At 55.9% G+C, this 14,426-nt stretch carries 12 protein-coding genes; 1 reads left to right on the top strand and 11 read right to left on the bottom strand.

Annotated features, from left to right (window positions below; all coding sequences use genetic code 11):
- The 10 genes from ACR0AI_RS19730 to ACR0AI_RS19685 form a co-directional block, all read right to left on the bottom strand.
- The gene (locus tag ACR0AI_RS19730) at positions 1-1,149 is read right to left on the bottom strand and encodes a fumarylacetoacetate hydrolase family protein (protein WP_480676586.1); all 1,149 of its coding nucleotides are present in this window, start codon (positions 1,147-1,149) and stop codon (positions 1-3) included.
- Positions 1,146-1,928, bottom strand: coding sequence for an alpha/beta hydrolase (locus ACR0AI_RS19725; RefSeq protein WP_480676584.1), 783 nt, complete (start codon positions 1,926-1,928; stop codon positions 1,146-1,148). Before ACR0AI_RS19725 ends, ACR0AI_RS19730 begins: the two co-directional genes overlap by 4 nt.
- Before the next feature lie 2 nt (positions 1,929-1,930).
- On the bottom strand, positions 1,931-2,554 hold the full coding sequence (locus tag ACR0AI_RS19720) for a helix-turn-helix domain-containing protein (RefSeq protein ID WP_480676583.1): 624 nt from the start codon (positions 2,552-2,554) through the stop codon (positions 1,931-1,933).
- Positions 2,551-3,900 carry a substrate-binding domain-containing protein gene (locus tag ACR0AI_RS19715; protein ID WP_480676581.1) on the bottom strand — a complete coding sequence of 450 codons (1,350 nt, stop codon included), beginning with the start codon at positions 3,898-3,900 and terminating at the stop codon, positions 2,551-2,553. Before ACR0AI_RS19715 ends, ACR0AI_RS19720 begins: the two co-directional genes overlap by 4 nt.
- Before the next feature lie 14 nt (positions 3,901-3,914).
- Positions 3,915-4,886: an ABC transporter permease gene (locus ACR0AI_RS19710; RefSeq protein WP_480676579.1), complete on the bottom strand. Its 972-nt coding sequence runs from the start codon at positions 4,884-4,886 to the stop codon at positions 3,915-3,917.
- Complete coding sequence (locus ACR0AI_RS19705) at positions 4,883-5,827, bottom strand: ABC transporter permease (RefSeq protein WP_480676578.1); 945 nt, start codon at positions 5,825-5,827, stop codon at positions 4,883-4,885. The genes ACR0AI_RS19710 and ACR0AI_RS19705 overlap by 4 nt, the downstream gene beginning before the upstream one ends.
- The gene (locus ACR0AI_RS19700) at positions 5,824-7,341 is read right to left on the bottom strand and encodes a sugar ABC transporter ATP-binding protein (protein WP_480676576.1); all 1,518 of its coding nucleotides are present in this window, start codon (positions 7,339-7,341) and stop codon (positions 5,824-5,826) included. Before ACR0AI_RS19700 ends, ACR0AI_RS19705 begins: the two co-directional genes overlap by 4 nt.
- 61 nt (positions 7,342-7,402) lie before the next feature.
- Positions 7,403-8,533, bottom strand: coding sequence for a substrate-binding domain-containing protein (locus ACR0AI_RS19695; RefSeq protein WP_480676574.1), 1,131 nt, complete (start codon positions 8,531-8,533; stop codon positions 7,403-7,405).
- 25 nt (positions 8,534-8,558) lie between these two features.
- A complete protein-coding gene (locus tag ACR0AI_RS19690) occupies positions 8,559-9,842 on the bottom strand; it encodes a metal-dependent hydrolase family protein (protein WP_480676573.1) in 1,284 nt (427 codons plus the stop codon).
- A gap of 1,146 nt (positions 9,843-10,988) precedes the next feature.
- Entirely contained in the window at positions 10,989-12,521 is a 1,533-nt protein-coding gene (locus ACR0AI_RS19685) for a phospholipase D family protein (protein WP_480676572.1), read from the bottom strand.
- A 194-nt stretch (positions 12,522-12,715) separates the two neighbouring features.
- Here ACR0AI_RS19685 and ACR0AI_RS19680 point away from each other — a divergent pair, with 194 nt between their 5' ends.
- Entirely contained in the window at positions 12,716-13,897 is a 1,182-nt protein-coding gene (locus ACR0AI_RS19680; RefSeq protein WP_480676570.1) for an adenylate/guanylate cyclase domain-containing protein, read from the top strand.
- A 282-nt stretch (positions 13,898-14,179) separates the two neighbouring features.
- Here the strand turns inward: ACR0AI_RS19680 and ACR0AI_RS19675 are convergent, their stop codons facing one another.
- Positions 14,180-14,389, bottom strand: a complete 210-nt coding sequence (locus tag ACR0AI_RS19675) for a hypothetical protein (RefSeq protein ID WP_480676568.1) — start codon at positions 14,387-14,389, stop codon at positions 14,180-14,182.
- Positions 14,390-14,426: the final 37 nt, after the last annotated feature.

The following is a 14,426-nucleotide window of genomic DNA, read 5'->3' as shown; positions in this document are numbered from 1 at the left end:
TTAAATCAGTTTGCGTGCAGCAAGGTTTTTCATCAGCGCGCTGGTGCCGAAAACCCAGGGTGGGCATTCAGTTGAGAGGCGCACGGTGTTGGTCAATGTGCCCAGTAGCGGGTTCGATATTTCGACGAGATCACCTATTTTATGAGTAAAACCTCCACCCGGCGCGTCGCGGTCCTGCGTGGGCGCAAAAAGAGTACCCAGCATTAGGAGAAAGCCATCAGGGTATTGATGATGTGCGCCGCGGGTCTGTCGTACTAGGTCTTCCGGATCGCGGCTGATCTCGGCCATCGAACTGTTGCCGCGCAATTCAAAACCATCTTCACCAATCACCCGAAGCGATAGCTCAGCCGGTCGAACGTCATCAAGACCAAAGCTGCCATCAAAAAGCCGGAGCATGGGACCGATGGCGCAAGAAGCGTTGTTGTCCTTGGCTTTGCCCAACAAAAGCGCCGAGCGTCCTTCAACATCGCGCAAGTTGACGTCATTGCCCAGCGTCGCGCCTTTGATACGAGCAACACTGTCCACGGCCAAAACCACTTCGGGTTCCGGGTTGTTCCAGGTTGAGATCGGGTGCAGCCCGATGCTTGCGCCAACTCCAACAGCCGACATAGCCTGAGATTTGGTGAAGACCTCGGCATCAGGTCCAATCCCAACCTCAAGGTATTGCGACCAAACACCCTCGGCGATCAGGGCTTCCTTCAACGCCATCGCTTTGTCCGAGCCCGGCACCACAGCCCGCAGGCTGTCGCCCAGAATCTCTGTACAGCGGGCGCGGATGGCGTCCGCCTTGGCCGGGTCACCCTTGGCTTTTTCCTCGATCACACGTTCCAGCATCGATGATACGAAAGTCACGCCGCAGGCCTTGATCGGTTGCAGGTCGGATGGTGCAAGGAAATACGGCCTGGATGGATCGGGCGTTTCTGTTGAGTTGGCCGATACTTCGTTGATACCGCCGATGTCCGTGCCGTCCACTGCATTGGCCACAGCAGCCGGATCGTCTAGTTCCAGAAGCGCCTGCATCGTTGGGGTCTGTGACGAGGTGATGTCGACAAGACGATCACCCCGCCGCGCCACCACTGAGGGGCCTTGAGCCTGCGGCAGCCAGATACGGCCGACGAACGTTCCGGTGTCAGGTATGTTCAGTGTCATATGGTGTTTCCCAAAGAATAAAGTTTGGACAAAAGCTGATCGGCCTGATCGCAGGCAGCCCAAGTCAGTGACATGTGGTCCGCGCCGTCGATCACATGCCAACCAGCGTTTTTGGATTGCGACATCAGCGCCCCGCCCCGCAGGTATTCCGGGGTTTCGGTGCTGCCATTGACGTAGAGGACAGGTGGTCGGTTCGCATGCGCGGATAGCGTGAATTCTGCCACCTCTTCCGCAGTCAGCCCAAGTTCCGATTGCAGAAAAGACAGGCGCACAGGGGCCAGATCATAAACCCCGCTTAGAGATAGAACACCTAACGTTCGTGCAGCCAGAGCGTCGTCGGTAATGGCCGATAGCGCCAGATGCGCACCGGCGGAATGGCCAATCAGGACGAACCGCGCCCCGGGAAAGACCTCGGCCAGCTTGTGCAAGGCAGTTTTGGTATCTGCCACGACATCGGCCAACCGAACCTCGGGCATCAGGCGGTATTCGATATTGGCCACGCTGGCCCCCGCTGACAGAAACGCGGGAACCATAAAACGATGCGTCCCGGCGTCTAACGCCCGCCAATAGCCACCGTGAATGATCACAGGCAAAACCGAGTTTGGGCCTGCGCCTTCGGTCCATTCAACCCATTGGCGCAGATGGTCTCCGTAAGCGGCACGTGTAAACAAGCGCTGTTGAGCTACAGCGTCGCTGTCCCGCGCCATACGGTCCAACGCTTCGGCGAAACCGGGAATGACCTCAGAGAATTTGAGCTGGCTGTCCCAGAACGTCTGCATGGCTAAACCTCTTTCTTCGCGATTTGTCCGTACGCCTGGCGCAACGCACTGTTTTGCAAATCGGTTGCACCACGCGTGGAATTCAGGACCAGGCCGACAACGGCAATGCTGGTGGCCGTGCTTTCGACTGGGATCAGGGCGACGTTGGTGCGACGTGCAACGCGGCCTTCGAACCAGCGCAAGCTAAATTCCGTGACCTGACCGATCGTGAATTCCGGAATGGTCTCGAACCCGTAACAACGCTGCAAGGGCGTCGCGCGTGTCTCACGCCCGACAGAATGCGGACCCATATGCAGTTCCAGATCCTGTGCTATGGCCAGAAAAGATGTCATCTGGGAACTTTGGCGCAATTGTAGCAAGATAGGCTGAACCAACGGTGCCAGACGACCGATGCCGAAACCTTGCAGACCAATCCGTATGGCAGACATGCCGGGCAGATAACAGCCCTGTGCGTCCCTACGCAGCATTCCTTCTGCTTCAAGCGTCGCGGTGTGCCGGTAACCGCTGCTGGCAGGCAACCCTGCCGCCCGGATCAACCCTGCCGGAGAGCCATGCGCCTCATGTGCGGGTGCGTTCAGTAGGGCCTCGAAGACGTCAATTGCACGCTCATATGCTGATTGGGTCATGCTGTCGCGCTCCCTTTTATGGATCGTTTTTCCAGGCGCAAGGCTGGACCCTGCGAGAGAATGGCATCATCCCGCAAATCCCAGGCTACATGCAGTTCGGCCCAGCTATCGGCCTTAACCGAGTGTGTTTCCAATCCTCGCGGCAACACGATCTGAACGGGCTCTTCTACACGCTGCGGAACGGTGTTCCCGGCAAGAATATCCAGTGCCAGCCCCAGCGCCCGTGCACCCATACTGGCCGGGTAGTCCAGTGCAGCCATCGGCGCCTTGTGATTCAGGCATAGTTTGTACATCTCATTCAGGTCGCCGCCGGTGTGGGCTGGGATATCAAAGCCGCCATCCAGGAAACGTTTAACTGAACCCACCCCTTGCAGACCACTGTCACACCAGACCCCATCCGGCGGTCGGCGCGCTTCGGCCAGCACTTTGTCGATGGCGTCATACCCACCTGCTTCGGTCCAGTCGGTATAGCTGACGTTTTCGACCCTGATGCCCGGGAATTCCGAGAACACTGCGAGAGCAGCCTGTTGTCGTCTCAGAGCCGGGCTTGCACCATCAAGCCCACTCAGCATCCACACACGACCCTGCCCAGACAGAGTTTCGGCCATCCACAGGGCGCTTATACGTCCGATCCTTCTGTCAGATGCCGTGACAAATGAAACGAGCGAAGACCTGTCATTTGGCCGGCGGTCAATCGCAACAATCGGTAGGCCCTCAGCGGCCAGCTCTCCGAGGCGATCGCTGAGGGCCTTGTCGTTGACCGAAGTGATGGATATCAGCAGAAGGTCAATCCCCTGCCCTACAATCTCATCAATCTGGGCAAGCTGCAAAGCGGGATCATCCTGCGCATCCAAAACGATTAGCGTTTCGATCTGCGATTGCGCAATCCGTTCTGCGTAAAACAGACTTTGCAGCATGGCGCGGCGCCAGGCGTTGCTTGTGGAGGCGTTGGAAAAACCGATGCGGTATGGTGCTGCGCGCTGATATTGGCTGGCGTCGACAGTCCGCACCAGCGTCGGGTCCCACTCCAGATCCGGAATATTGCCCTGCGTTTCGGATCCCTGAACACCCGGTCGCGCCGACAGCTTCTTAACTTCCGAGGGTTCAGGCACCTCCAGCGCGGCAAAAATCATCCGTCGGGCCTTTGGTCCCAACCTAAGAAACCCATGGTCGAAACGTTCCAGCCACCCTGTCGCCACCATCGCCCGCAAAAGACCAAAACCAGTGGAACGGGTGACGCCCAGATCTTCGAGGATGTCATGGGTGCGACGCGGTGTGTTTCGTGCGTCGAACCCTTTCAGGATCGCCGCGATGCGCTGCACGTTTGATTTGTCATCCTGAGACATGAGCGCCTTCCCGATCAGCTCTGCGACCGTTTCATGTAAACGGCTGCGGCGAGGATAATCAGAGTACCCTTGATCACCAACTGCAACTCAATCGACAGGCCAAGGATGACGACGATGTTGAACAAAGATACCAAGATCAGCGCTGCAAGTAACACGCCAGGTACCGAGCCTTTGCCACCCGACAATGCCGCACCGCCGATCACAGCTGCAGCGATACTGTCCAGCTCATACCCACGCCCAGTCCAGTTATCGACGATACCGACATAGCCAACAAGGAACAGCCCTGCAATAGCAGCCAGCACGCCCGAGATGACAAAGGCCATAACAACCAACAGGCGGGTCGGCGCGCCGGTCATGTACGCGGCTTCCGGGCTGTCTCCGTAGAGTTTAAGGCGACGGCCAAAGACCGTTCTTTCCAGCAGCCAATGCATCCCGAAACCCACGACAGCCAGTGCGATCAGCGCAACAGGAACGCCAAAAATGTCGCCCGTTGCGAGCCAACGGAACGTGTCCGGCAGTGTCCCGCCCGGCGCGCCTTTGGTGTAGGCAAATCGCACACCTTGAAGCACGATCATGGTGGCGAGTGTAGCAAGGAACGGAGTCACTTTTCGATAGGCAACAAGGTAGCCGTTGATGGCCCCGATAAACGCTCCCAACAGAAGACCGACGATGAAAATCACCGGCGTTGAATCAATCAGCGAGGTCGAGAGAACCGCAACAGTCGCCATGATCGAGGCAACAGACAGGTCAAGCCCTCGGACGATGATGACGATCATCTGACCAATTACAACAAAGCCCAAAGGTGCGGCCTGGATCAGAATGTCCTTCAGGTTTGCCGGGGTCAAAAACCTAGGCGACAAGGCAGTTGTCACCGCCCAGATCACGGCGAGAAAGCCCAATAGGATCAGCAACTCTCGGCGTTGTGTCGCGCGAACGGTGTTGCGGTTGGGTTTGGTGCTTGCGGGGTTGGTGGCTGTCGCGGTCATGACTTGCTCTTTCCTGCAAAGAATGAAACGGCGGCGATGATGATCAGACCTTCGGCAATCCACTGGTAGTAGCTGGAAATATTCATGAAATTCAGAACATTCGCCAGGAACGCAAGCAGGATCACCGCCAGCGCGGTTCCCAGAACGCCGCCCTTGCCTCCGGCCAGCAACGTACCACCAACAATTACTGGCGTGATCGAGCGCAGATCGAACCCAACGCCTGCGCGCGGGTCTCCGACGCCAAAACGCCCGGTCATGTACATCGCGGCTACGGCGCAAAGCAGACCGGACAGAGCGTAGATCGCAACTTTGGTCTGTTTCACCGGCAGGCCAGATACAGCGGCAGCGGCCTCGTTATCGCCGATGGCATATACGCGGGTGCCAAACGTCGTGCGCCACAGCATGAAACCGATCAGCAGATACAGCGCGATGACAAACACCATGCCGAAGGGCATCACGCCCAGTCGACCATAGGTAAAATCCTCGAAGAACAAGGGTACCGAACCCGATGGCTGTCGCGTGATCAACAACGCAGCACCTGCAAGAATTGTCGAGGTGCCGAGCGTGGTGATCAGGGGGTGCACGCCGATGTAGGCCGTGATCCCTCCGTTGACCATGCCGATCAGGATGCCAAGCGCGACCACGGCAGCCATCGCCAACAACAAGGTCCCGGTTGTGTCTCCGGCAATGGCGGCAAAAACCACGCAGAGGAAACTCAGCGCCCCAGCATAGCTGAGATCGATGCCGCCAGACAGGATCACGATGGTCTGCGCCAGGGCGACTATCGCAAGGGCAACCATCTGGTCCTGAACGTTGGCCATATTGAGAGGTGTTGCAAAACGATCCGAGGACGTCATGCCGATCACAAAGACAATGGCAATCAAAGCAACAACGACCAGATGAACAGGCTGGGCGCGCGTGGCGCGGGCGATCGTGCTCATGCCGCTACTCCGTGATGGGTTGATGTTTCGGCAGCGGCGACTGTGATTATCGCCTCTTCGGTGATCTCATCTCCAACCAATTCTTTGGCCAGTTCGCCGTCGCGCATGACATGCACGCGGTCACAAAGCCCTACGATCTCAATCAACTCCGAAGAGATGACCAGCAGGGCCATACCTTCATCCGCCAACTCACGCAGGGTCTTGTAGATCTCGGATTTTGCACCGACATCGACGCCCCTGGTGGGTTCATCAAGGATCAGCAGCTTAGGCCGATTTTCGAGCAAGCGCGCGATCAGGACCTTTTGCTGGTTGCCACCTGATAGGGCTGAGATTGGCAGACCCACATGGTCGACAACTACGCCCCGGCGTTCTTTCAGAACTGCCGCGCGACGTTCCTCATGCCCCGGTGGGATGGCGTTGTGATGCACGCCAAAACCCGGCGTCGTCGCCGCAAAGTTCCGCGCGACGGACGAATTCAGGAACAAACCATCATCCTTGCGAGACTCTGTGAGCATCAGAATACCCGCCTCGATACAACCCGCCGGATCACGGTGCGGCATCGGCTCGCCCATCAAGGTCACGCTGCCGGTCGAAGGCGCCGCCCCGAACAGGGCCAGCGCCAGTTCCGTTCGGCCTGAGCCGACCAGACCGGCCAGCCCGACGATCTCGCTTGCATGGACATCCAGATTGGCAGGCGGAAGGTGCGGAGCCACCACAAGGTTCTCCACCTCCAACACCTTCTCACCCGCCGTTGGGTGCGCGGCCTTGTGCGGGAAGAGGTCACCTAGCTCGCGCCCCACCATGGCAGCAATCACGCTGTCATGGGTGTAATCCGTGGTCGGCCCTTTCGAGGTTACGACCCCGTCCTTGATCACCGTGATATCGGTGCAAATCTCGAAAATCTCATCTAGCCGGTGTGAAACATAAACCAATCCCATCCCTCGTTCTCGCAAGTCATTGATGATGCGGAAAAGGTGCTTGGTTTCGTTTTGGCTCAGCACGGCCGTGGGTTCATCCAGGATCAGAACCTTGGCTTCGACGCGCAGCGCCTTGGCGATTTCGACCATCTGTTTGTCGGCAACCGACAGGGTTTCAACCAGATCATCGGGGTTCAAAGAAATCCCCAGATCATCGAGTAAAACCTGCGCATTCTGTTTCAGCGCCTTGCGGTCGATCAGGCCCAACTTGGTACGCGGCTCGGCGCCCAAGTAGATGTTCTCTGCAATTGACAGCGCACCCAGCACCGAGAATTCCTGATGCACAACCGCAATCCCGGCGGTGAGGCTCTGGCGCGGATCGGACCAGCCCGCTTCCTTCCCTTCGAACTCTACATGCCCTCCAGTTGGGGTGTAGAGCCCAGTCAGCAGTTTGATCAGGGTCGATTTCCCGGCTCCATTCTCACCGCAAAGTGCGACGGAGTGATGGCCATGGACTTCGAACTCGATCCCTTTGAGCACTTCATTGGGGCCAAATGACTTGCTGAGGCCGCGCGCGGCCAGATATGGCTGTGCCATTGTTCTCTCCTCCCGTGGTGGCGGGGCGATGCGATGCCGCCCCTGCCTGAGTTGATCCCGTTTACTTGGGATAGACCGCCGAGAAGGTGGCCGGATCGTAGTCGTCCCCGACGCCTGAGGACATAATGACCGAGCCGGGCTTGTCCATCAGCGCATAGTCCGCGACGAACACGTCGGCCTGCACGGATGGGGTTTCGTGGCCTTCAGACACAACGACCTGCTGGTTTACCTCGATCCGCTTCGGGATGCCTTTTCCGTCGAGCACGTCAAACAGAACCTCAAAGGCACGTGCGCCCATGGCTGGCGGATAATCGATGCCGATCATCGGAACATCGTTGTTCACCGACAGCTGATACATCGCGTTGAAGTCACCACCTGTGTGTGGCGGGATGGAACCCGCCTCATATCCAGCGGCCAGAAAGGCTTCGATCGAACCCGAGCCTTGCAGGCCAGAGTCGGCCCAGACGCCCGAAATTTCATCTCCGTATTTTTGGATCAGCGCAGACATGATGGTCTTGCCATTGGCGGGCGACCAACTTGTGTATTGGGTTTCCAGCACCTCAAGCTCGGGGAACTGGTTGAAAACCTCCATTGCTGCCTGAATGCGGGCCTCGGCAGGTGACGCGCCAGCCAGCCCGCCAAGCATGACAACTTTGCCTTTGCCATCCAATTTCTCAGCCAGCCATTGGGCTGAAATCCGACCTAAAGCCTGATCCGATGCGGTGACAAAACTGATGAAATTCTCGTCCGAGGGTACCGAGCGGTCGACCAGAACTACTGGGATGCCCTGACGCTTGGCGCGGCGAATGACCGGGTCCATCGCCTCGGCGGTGGCAGGCGAGATCAGCAGGATGTCCACGCCTTGCGCGATCAGATCCTGCACGTCGGCAGCCTGCTTGCTGGGATCGTCATTGGCGTCGGTGATGATGAAGCGGCTCAGCTTGTCCGCGTTGCGTTCCGCTGCCGCTTCGATGCCATGCAACATCGCCACACGCCACGGGTTCGAGATTGAGGCGTTCGAGAACCCGATCGTGTAAGGCCCATCTTTCTTGTACTCGGCGGCGTCATAGATTTCCGACGCGCCCGGGTTCCACAGAAAGGTGCGCGGCACCCCTTGATATCCTTCCGCCATCGCCGATCCGGCAAACAGCCCCAGAGTCGCGGCGGCGGCCGCGGTTTTCAAAATACGCATGCGTTTCCTCCCTAACGTATTGATTTTATTCGGCAGCGCGAACCAAACCGCCTGCATTGATGCCGGTCCGGGGGTCTTTGAACATCGCCCCGTCCTTCATGATCATCGACAGATTGTCCTGATGCTGAACCAGGCTGACATCCTGCGTGACGTCGCCCTTGACCAGCAGCAGGTCGGCCAAGAAGCCCTCTTTCACCTGACCGATCTGATCCTCCATCTGCATCAGTTGCGCGCCAACGTTTGTGGCACAGCGCAGCGCCTCGACAGGCGAGTAGCCAAAATAGCGCACGAAATGTTCCAGATCGCGAGCGTTCTGCCCCATCGGCGTGATGGCAAAACCATAGTCCCCGCCGACCGCCACACGCAGCCCGCGTTTGCGGATTTCGTGATAAGTGGCGCAGGTGGCATCGAACTTGCGAAATAGGTTCATTTGCTCGGCCACTTCTTTGGTGAGACCGACAGCGTCCCCCTCGCGGGTTGCGTTGTGCACCAGACCGAAAGCGGGGCCGAGGATGACGCGATCCTTGGCGTCTTCCAGCATGTCCAATGCTTCTTCATCCGCGAAATCGCAGTGATAGATGCAATCGACGCCATGACGCACAGCCATTTTGACAGACTCAGAAGAACGCGCGTGAGCGGCAACAGTTTTGCCGTACTTCTTGGCAACAGCTATGAAAGCCGCGAGTTCATCATCTTCCAATGGTGTGATTTCGGCCCGCGCAAAGGATACGAACTCATCCCCCGAGATATTGATCTTCATGTTGTCGACGTTGTCGCGCACGCATTCCCGCGCAACTCGGCGCATCTCTATGGGGCCGTCCGCAACCAACCCGAAGCTTTCCTGGTAGATATGGCGCTTACGCTCGTCTCCCAAGCCTGCGGTCGTCGTGATCTCGGGGCTTGAGGCACGCATACGTGGACCGTCCAACATCCCCTCGTTTATCGCATCACGTGCTGTAACACCGAGCATTGGTTTGGCTGAGGCCGCTTCGAAAACCGACGTAAACCCATGGCTCAAAAGCAACCTTAAGTTTTGGGCGGTCAACAGCATGTGCTGTTCGGGGCACAGCTGTCCAAGCTCCCATGGCTCGCCTACACCGGTAAAGCTGGGGTGACAGTGGCCTTCGACCATGCCCGGCATTAGCGTATGCCCAGTACCGTCAATCACTTCGCCTTGTACTTCTGCAGAGGCGTCTTCGCCTTTGGCGATCGAAGTAATCTTGTTTCCTTCAATCGTAACAGTTCCAGGATAGCGCGTCTCGGATACGCCATCCCAAATCAGCGCACCTGTAATCGTGATTTGTGTCATGTTTTCCTCCCTGCCGCTTGAAATCAATCTTCGCGGTCGGGGAAATCGTGCATCAAATCCCAATCTAAATTTAGAGCAGATAGATTAACAAAGAACCATATATTGGACTTTTCTAAAATATAGCATAATCTAGATAGTTAGATGAGAGATGGGGGTGATTGAAAATCATGCCTGTGCCTGAACGCAGCTCCTAAGACTAGTGTTAGTCAAAACGGTAAATTGCTGGTTTTGTGCAGAAATGTTCTCACGAAGGCCCAAGTCGAACGGATCAATCAGCCACTATGTAGCAAATTCTGGACAATGCAAAGTTTAGCTCTGATCGTCAGCTTCAGGCTATCTGTGGCGCTCCAGTGCTAGCGGGCCAATGGGTGCTGAGGACCGGTCTCAGCCTGAAGTGAACACGCCCAACCTGAAAACCCTAATGAACAGCATGCGGTTCTTTGCGCCCCCAATCGGGCGCATCCGCAGGTAGTCGGTTTACTCGGCAACCGCTTCGACTTCCTTGCGCTCCGAGAATTGAAGCAACGCCAAAAGCGGCGTAGCTAAGATGCTTATCCAAACCTTGATTTGTGTCCAAAAGATCGGATGAAAACTCAAGGGCATATCACGGGCGCGATTTGATCGGATTCATCGAAGACTGCGGAGAGAAATCGCGATGGTTGGAAACACAATCTACATGCAGCCACTCGAATCGGGTGGCGGGTATGTTAGCGGGTAGCTGATAAAAACCACCATTCTTTCCAATGAATTTAAAGGAAAGTGGCGGACCGAGGAGCAACCATACATTTTATATAACTTTTTGTTAAAAATTCATAAAATATTACATATCTAAATGCATACCACTAAATATACCACACAGATCATTGGAACTGGCGCTTCAAAGCCTCAGGTTCGAGCATGACGGAACGACTGGTAATAAGAATAGCAGACACTCATACAAAGTGCAGCGAACGTCTTCTTCGAGCCCACTTTGACCGATGCTGCTCGATGCCCCAATGACAGCAATGCGCAGGAAGCGGACTTTGCAAATTCTTGCTAGCGGACAAGCCACGCGACCGGCAGGAAACGATCAAAAGGCGTTTTCGACCCAAGCCTGCCGTTTTGCAGGCCGGAGTATTTTAGTAGCGTCGGCCATCTGCCAAAAACCTACAGCTGAGACCCAATTGGTAAAATACTTAAAAATCCCGCAACTATGTGATCCCAGGTCGATCCTGTCGGTTCCGATTGGTACTCTAGAACGTTGCCATCATCGCCTCTTGTCGTCCATCTAAGCTGACCAGCTTTCTCGAGCGTTACGTTATATGTGTATGCGGGTAGAGCGTCATCCAAGGCACCCATGGTCTGTGTCGCCAATGCCGGCGAGTCAATCAGAATTCCCATCTCGGTGTTGATGTTGACAGATCGCGGATCCCAGTTGAACGATCCTACGAACAAGTATCGGTCATCGACTGCAAATGCCTTGGAATGCAGGCCTGACCTGGATTGAGCCCAGTTAATACCGCGGCGTTGGACCTGATAGGCGTCCGGTCGCAGTTCATAGAGCTCCACTCCACCGCGTAGAAGTGCACGGCGTTTCTTAGCGTAGTGCGCGTAGACGGGTGCGACGTCGTTAGAGGCAAGTGAATTGGTTACAACCTTTACGTCGACGCCTCGGCTTTCCAGTTCGGTTAGCCATTTCACACCGTTGTTACGCGGCACGAAATAGGCGGAGACGATGTTCACTTCACTGCTGGCATTTTCAAAGTACGGAAGCAATTGAGATGCCAGAACGGGACCTGAGTTCTCGAGACCGGCGGCTTTTGACGGCGGATCAGCGTAAAGCTTCGCAGGCAGCCAATCCAGTGAAAGGGCTCCATCTGCGAAGTTCTCTTGTGCCGACTTTCTCAGGGCCGCGCCATACTGCGTCTGCTTCGCTTCCTCGACCAGTTCGTTCAACCTGACTCGCGCATCACCAAGGTCAAATTCCTGCGGTTCTCCAACGACTACCCGAGCCGGAACGGCGAATTCGCTGTTCCAGTATGAGTCAAAGCTTTGCGACACCTCGCGTACAACGGGGCCCGCGGCCAGGACATCCAAATCAGCGTAGTTCATTTCTTCCCGCGCGAGAAAGTACTCGGCGCCGATGTTTCTCCCACCCACAATCGTGAACACATTGTCTGCCGTCATGGACTTGTTATGCATTCTGCGATTGATGCGTTTGAAATCCGTAAGCCCCGCGATCAAAAGGCTTTGTTCCCGCCAGAATGGATTGAACAGCCGGATCTCAATGTTTTCGTGATTGTCCAACGCGGCGGTCATCGCATCATAGCTAGACGTATCCATGTCATCCAGCAGCAATCGGACACGAACACCCCGATCTGCTGCTTGCAAAAGACTGGCAGCGAATAGGTGGCCCGTTGGGTCGTCGTGTAGAAGGTAGTATTGCGCGTCGATCGTTCTCTCGGCCGCCGCCGCGAGCAACAGCCGCGAGACAAGAGCTTCTTCGCCGTCACTGATCAGCTTGACGCCCGACCGACCGTCTTTGGGATCGCCAAGCCGATTGGCCGCCCGACTTAGAGCTGTGCGCGAGTCCGCCGGCAGCGAAGCCGATACCGTTTTTTCATATGTGCGAGTTTTGGGGGCGCAAGCAACAAGGGTCAGCGTGCACAAAATACAGACAACCAGCTTCCATCGTGTCATCAGCTTCCTCCATCCCCTTATATTAGGTGACAACGCCGAGACGGGTGATTGCAAGTCTGTTCTGTGAAGTATGAGACTGTTTGGCTGGTCGTTGTTGATTTGGGGAAACCCTCAACTCCCCCATGCAGGTATGTGATTTTGACGCAATCTCAAATCAAACGTACTCTACCAGCGACCAAGTGCGAACGAGGACCATGCCTGATCCCGAACACAGAAATAACTCCGCTGCGGAGCCTTCGCGGCGTGCTGTGGCCGACGGTATCGGCGTGGCAACGGAGGAGTTCAAAATCTCGATGCCAATCGGGATCGGAGCTGTCTTGGCTGCTTTGGCTTCTTTGGCCACGTGCTATTCCGGGATTTTACTGACCTATTTGATTGGCTACGAAGCGCTTTCTATAAACCCACATGCGCAAGCGGTGCTCATGTGGGTGTTTGCATTGTTGGCGGTTAGTTTCTTGTGGAGAGACCGGAAACGGCATGCCAAGGAGCTTCCGCTCGTCCTCGGTGGGATTGCTGCCGTCATCCTGATCGTCACACTGTACTTCGGCTATGATGAACGCGTAGAAGCGCTTGCCTATGTGCTTTTGGTGATCGCTGCTTTGCTAAACCAGAACTTTATACTCGATGCTTTGAACCACACGGTTCGCAACCAGACACATGAAATAGAAGCATTGAACGAAAGACTGACTGAGAAGGTAAAGCGCCAGGAAGGCGAGATTGACAGGCTGGGGCGTCTCAAACAATTCCTTGCGCCTCAAGTTGCGGAGCTTGTCGTCGAAGAAAACGCTGACGAGCTTTTGAATACTCATCGTCAATACATCGCTTGCCTATTCTGCGACATTCGTAATTTCACCTCCATTTCCGAGGCGATTGAGCCGGAAGATGTCATTACCCTTCTCCAGCATTTCCACGATGAGGTTGGCCATTTAGTTGCCAAACACAAGGGAACAATTGGATACCGAGCCGGAGACGGATTGATGGTCTTCTTCAATGACCCGGTTCCCTGCGATCAGCCCGTTCTGCAAGTCGTGCGACTGGCTAAGGCAATAAACGAAGCCTTCGAAGGAATACGAGCACCCTGGCAGAAACTCGGACATGCGATGGGTTTGGGTATTGGGATCAGTAGTGGTTATGCGACGCTTGGGCTTATCGGGTTTCATGGCCGCGCCGACTACACTGCAATAGGTGGGGTCGTGAACACCGCATCCAGGCTTTGCGACTTTGCCAGCGACGGGCAGATCCTTTTAAACCAAAGGGCGCTTCTGGACATAGAAGAACATGTAGAGACCGAAGAAATGGGAGAGCGGGAACTGAAGGGCATCGGTAACCCCGTGCAGATTTTTCGCGTTATCAGTCTCTATGATCAGGCAAAGTGATGCTTTCTGTTGCTAGAAGCACAATCGTTCTTCGTATTTTGAAGGTCTGCTTTGGGCTGTCTGCGGTCCTCCGTTGAAAACGGGCCAATGGCGGCAAAGTCCGCGGAACGGTCATTCGTCGCAACTCTGTTCAATGTCTGCTTCGCGGACAAATTTGCCGTCGGCTCATTGGGTGCTGAGGACCGGTCGCAGCCTGAAGCGGACATGCCCAACCTGAAAGCCCCAATGAACAGCGTGCGGTACTTTGTGCCCCCAATCGGGCGCATCCGTAGGCAGTCAGGTTTACTCGGCAACCGCCTCGACTTCCTTGCGCTCTGAGAATTGAAGCAACGCCAAAAGCGGAGTAGCCAAGACTCCTAGGCCGACAATGGCCAGTGCAAACATCGCCAAGATGACCATAAAGGACAGGCCAAGGCTCGCTAAGACACAGGCCACAAGAAAGAGGCCGCCACCAGCAGCAGCAGAGGTCACCTTGTTCAGATACGTTTTCATGTCCTAATCTCCAGTTTCATTTGTTGTGTTGATGAAA

The sequence above is a fragment of the Ruegeria sp. BG3 genome (genome assembly GCF_056538485.1).
This window is presented reverse-complemented; position numbering and strand designations above follow the sequence as displayed.